General features: G+C 62.5%; 4 protein-coding genes. All 4 read right to left on the reverse strand.

Features of this window, described 5'->3' with window-relative positions; translation table 11 throughout:
• Positions 1–160: 160 nt before the first annotated feature.
• The 4 genes from ACHIRB_RS30805 to ACHIRB_RS30820 all read right to left on the reverse strand — a co-directional run bounded on the left by ACHIRB_RS30805 (position 161) and on the right by ACHIRB_RS30820 (position 4,144).
• The gene (locus ACHIRB_RS30805; protein ID WP_395113543.1) at positions 161–1,204 is read right to left on the reverse strand and encodes a DUF4236 domain-containing protein; all 1,044 of its coding nucleotides are present in this window, start codon (positions 1,202–1,204) and stop codon (positions 161–163) included.
• A 15-nt stretch (positions 1,205–1,219) separates the two neighbouring features.
• The gene (locus tag ACHIRB_RS30810; RefSeq protein ID WP_395113542.1) at positions 1,220–1,843 is read right to left on the reverse strand and encodes a TerD family protein; all 624 of its coding nucleotides are present in this window, start codon (positions 1,841–1,843) and stop codon (positions 1,220–1,222) included.
• 163 nt (positions 1,844–2,006) lie between these two features.
• Positions 2,007–3,224, reverse strand: a complete 1,218-nt coding sequence (locus ACHIRB_RS30815) for a hypothetical protein (protein WP_395113541.1) — start codon at positions 3,222–3,224, stop codon at positions 2,007–2,009.
• Complete coding sequence (locus tag ACHIRB_RS30820) at positions 3,221–4,144, reverse strand: coiled-coil domain-containing protein (protein ID WP_395127841.1); 924 nt, start codon at positions 4,142–4,144, stop codon at positions 3,221–3,223. The genes ACHIRB_RS30815 and ACHIRB_RS30820 overlap by 4 nt, the downstream gene beginning before the upstream one ends.
• Between the last annotated feature and the right edge of the window lie 130 nt (positions 4,145–4,274).

The raw sequence follows: 4,274 nt of genomic DNA on the forward strand, positions 1-4,274 counted from the left end.
GTCCCATGCACCTGGCAGAAATCAGCTCACAGTGGTCCCATGCTCATGGCAGACGACAACACTCCATTCGTGGACGATCTGACTCTCATCCATCGAGAACGGACTGAAAGATATTGGTACCCGTTCGACGACTCGGAAGGGTACGAGCCAGACTGGTGGGCTAGTTCAGTCCCGCGAGCGCAGTACTGAGCCCGGGGTAGTGCGGATCTTCTGCAAGAACTTTCTCGATGTCTTTGCGGGCGAGCGCTTTACGGTTTTGGGCGAGGTTCACTTGTGCGCGTTCCAGCAGTGCGCGGTGTCGCACTTCGGTCGACCTGGTGCGGACGCGGAGAGCTTCTTTGAAAGATTCACGAGCTGCGTCATGAAAACCTTGGTGGGCGAAAGCTCGTCCTCGGAGCGCGAGCAGCAGCGTGGTTGCGTCGTCTTCGTTGGTGATGCCGTTGGTTGTGTCGATGACGTCCTGGTGGCGGTTGGCATCGCTGTAGAGCTCGGTGAGCGAGAGTGCCGCCGGTGTGGTGGGGTTGGCGTTTTCGACGGTCCAGATCGCGGCGGGTAGGTCGCCCGCAGCTTGGTGTAGTTCGGCCGCGGCGAGGCGGAGGACGTCGTCACACAGGCGCAGATGCGCGGTGATGCCGTAGGCGATCTCGACCGCCCAGGTCTCGTCGACGAGGTACTTGGTGACAAACGGCGTTTGCTCGAGAACCGCGTTCTGAGCGACTACCCACCCCAGCAACGCTTGGGCACGGTCCAGTGCGGACGGGCTGGTCTCACGGAATTGATAGTGCAGCAAGCCTTCCAGCGCGGCGGCCAGGAGACGAGCTTCGGGCACCGTGCGACCGTGTTTCTGCGCAACAGCGACGAAGTCTGCGGGCTGGGTGGAATCGAGAATGCGGTGCAGGTCCTTTTCCCAGCCGGGCGCAAGAACACCGGGACGGGCAGGCACGATCGGCGGCGGCGGCACGATTGGCCGTGCTGCGGCGTTCGGGGGAGTGCGCGGCGAGGAGGCTTTGCGTGGTGCGGGCCGAATCGTCGAACTGTGCGATATTCCGGTGCCAGGAATAGATGTCGTGCGGCTGACACGTCCGCTGGCGTGGCGGGTGACGCGCATTCCTTTACCACCGACGCTGTAGCCGAGACCCGACTTGGAGACCGTCATGCGGACACCAGGGGCGAGCTTGATCGATTTACTGATGCGGAACCCCATGATCGAATTCCTTTCTCAGAGTTCGTAACCGGCAGGCACCGGCGGGTTGGTCCAGTCGATGACAGGTGCACCGAGAGCTGCTGGTTGGGGAGCTGGCGCGGTGGGCTCGTCGTCGACGGTGACGCCGAAGTCTCGCGCGAGGCCAGCGAGGCCGTCCTGGTATCCCTGGCCGACCGCGCGGACCTTCCATCCGGCATCACGGCGATACACTTCCACGCAGACGACAGCGGTTTCCGTCGTGAGCGTCGGCATCCTGAAGCCCACAACCGGGCGGTCAGCGGCATCGAGAATCGCGATATCGAGGTTCGCGAGAGATGCAACGGTCGCGGCAGGGTCGCCGTCGACACTCACCACAACTGCGACCATCTGGACATCGTGTGCGACGCTCGCTAGCTCAATGCTGATTCGGTCCTCGACGCGATCGTCGCCCGCTCGCTTCCCGACGTGCCGGACCGCATCGTCGACTGAAGATGGCTGGTTGTAGAACACGAAATCAGCGTCTCCGCGGACCCGCCGTCCACTGTCGAGCAAGATCGCGGACAAGTCGGCGTCCACAGCACCCCACCTGCGCCAACTGCACATGACAGTGAGCGATGTGTCGGCGATGCCGCAGTTCTGTCCCGAACGCAGATATTCCATACGAACTCACTCCAAGGAGGGCGGAAGAACGAAACTGTTTCAAATAGAACAACTTCTATACTGGCTAACCGCCTTCGGCGTGGCTGGGCTGTACTCGAACGAGGCATGCCCGCACCCTTCGCCGATGTTTGGCACCTACCGAATGGTGTTCTGCAGGAGCGACTTAGCTCTCCTTGCTCACGTTGTTCAACGCGGCGCGTTCCAGCGAGGCGGGCAGGTCGAGTTGCCAGACTTGGGCCGTTCCGATCAAGAGGTCATCCCAGCTCGGCGCAGACAACGATCGGGCAGCACGCGCGTCGGTAACAACTGTGACGGCCAGCTTGCCGGACAGGATCAGCGCGGGAATTTGGATGTGCCGCAGCGCTGCGGGATGAAGAACGCCGCGCTCGCTCCGAATCGAAAGAGCAGCTGCGGCAGCCTTTCCCAGCGATGCTGCGCCGACTAGTGAATGCGCGGCCAGCCGCAACTCAGTTTGCTTCCGCTGGTCCTGATCGCTCAGCACTGCGGTCCCGGTCCGTCGGTGAGCGTCGGCGTGAACGTGTGTCCGAATGATCAGTTCGGTGATGACCGATGTCAGTCCCGGTCCGACCGTGGCCTGCCGCAGGTTCCACCCTTCACCTTGTCGTAGCCCCGAGTACGCGTGCAGCGCAAAGTCTTTGATGGCTTCGTTGTCACTTTCATACAGCCACGACATACCCGGCACCGGCAGGCTCATCGGGGTCAGGAAGTCTGCGACCAGATGCTGGATCAACGCGATAGCAGCGTCCATCCAGTCATCCACGTCAGCGAACTGGCCTACTTCGACTATCGGGATGCGTTCGCCGAATTCCCATCTCACGCCGCGGAACTCGCCATCTACGATCTGGCGCATTGTTGTGACGAGGCGGAGGATGTCGTGTCCGCCGGATTTGATGCGGTGGGCTCGGCCGCCGAACCCTTTCCCCATATGGTCGATCGGCAGCCGCTTGCCGGCCTTCTCCCACGTCCGTACGAGGTCGGTCTTGCTGAGTGCGTCGAATTGTTTCCGCACTGCCCGGTCGGTCGTCGAATCGAACCACACGCATAGGGCGCCGACCAGCCCGGCCACCCCGACCATCGCGAGGTCGGTCGTCGACCATGGCCACCTCTGCCGCTGGCGCCAGGCAGCAAGGTCGTCGCGATGTGTCGGCGTCAACGCAGCATCGAGATCGACCTCGGACCAATTGTTTTGCTCGCGCAAACCATCGTTGAACTGCGTGAGTTGCGCATAGGTCTGCCGGTCGGCAGACACCGGAAGTTCCGAGGTTTCCGGATCCTCTGCCAAGGCGGCATCGATCGCCTTGTCGATGTCGGCGAACCGCCGGGCCTGCGTGTCGAGGTTACGTTCGAACGAATCGGTCACTGGCCGACTTTCTCTTCCAACCGTTCCAGGACAACCTCTACTGTCGACTTGTCCTGCTCGGCGACCTGCAACTCCGCGCGCAGTTCACGGATCTCGGCATCACGCAACTGTCGGAGGTCGGCGCCGAGCTGTGACACTTTCGCACGCAGCGTGTTGTTTTCCTCGGTCAACACCCGATTCTTCTCTTTCAGCTGGGTGATCCGCTCGGAGAGCAGATTGACCTTCTTGCTGAGATCGTTCGCCACCTGGGCAAGGCTTTCCGCGACCCGCCTCATCTTTTGGTCGCGGTCCTCGGAGTCTGTAATCAGCACCCGCGCAATAAGATCGAGCTTGATCGCGTCAAGGGCGATACTCCCGCTACCCAACCGACTGAACCGCGTGCTCGCGCCAGCCACGCCCGCAGCTGTCAATCCGCCGACACCGGTGACCAGCAACGTACCGCCAGCAACACCGAATCCACCGGCCGCGAGCGATCCGCCGCCCAGTGCTGCAAGCCCGGCAGATGTCGCGGCAGCACCGCTGAGCCCGAGCGTTCCGCCGACCGCTGCACCGACCGCCGGGGCCGCCAACCCCCCGGTGAGCGCACCCGCGCCCAGACCGACCACGGTCATGGCGGCAACTCGACCCCAACGGATCGACTTTCGACGAAGTTGCTTCACGAGCGCGTCGAATTCCGTTGTCAACGTTGCGAAATCGTCCGGAGCGAGTCCAGGCATCTCGATCGCGGCGTCAGTGATCGCGCCATCGCGGGCCTTGGGGTTCCACTTCGCGCCGCCGGACCACGGATAGAAGGTCATCAGCTCGATCAGCACCACTACGGCCTGTGATCGTTCTGTCAGCCCTGCAGCAAGCTTCGACGCCACGTGCGCAATCGCGTCGAGATCGACCTGATCCGGCGCGTCAGCCAACGAGCCATCCATGTCCGACTCCGCGTCATTCGTGCTATCTACGGGGAGGCCCGCTAAGAGTCGCGCGGTTTCGGAAGCGAATGCGGCGAGCTGGTCCGTCTTCTGCCCTTCCGCTTTTGCCTTCCGTTCTGCCGTGACGTCA

The organism is Antrihabitans spumae (assembly GCF_043944905.1).
Taxonomy (GTDB): Bacteria; Actinomycetota; Actinomycetes; order Mycobacteriales; family Mycobacteriaceae; genus Antrihabitans; species Antrihabitans spumae.

Excerpts from the sequence above, each read along its gene's own strand:
- ACHIRB_RS30805 (WP_395113543.1), bottom strand. The coding sequence starts at position 1,204 with ATGGGGTTCCGCATCAGTAAATCGATCAAGCTCGCCCCTGGTGTCCGC.
- ACHIRB_RS30810 (WP_395113542.1), bottom strand. The coding sequence starts at position 1,843 with ATGGAATATCTGCGTTCGGGACAGAACTGCGGCATCGCCGACACATCG.
- ACHIRB_RS30820 (WP_395127841.1), bottom strand. The coding sequence starts at position 4,144 with ATGGATGGCTCGTTGGCTGACGCGCCGGATCAGGTCGATCTCGACGCG.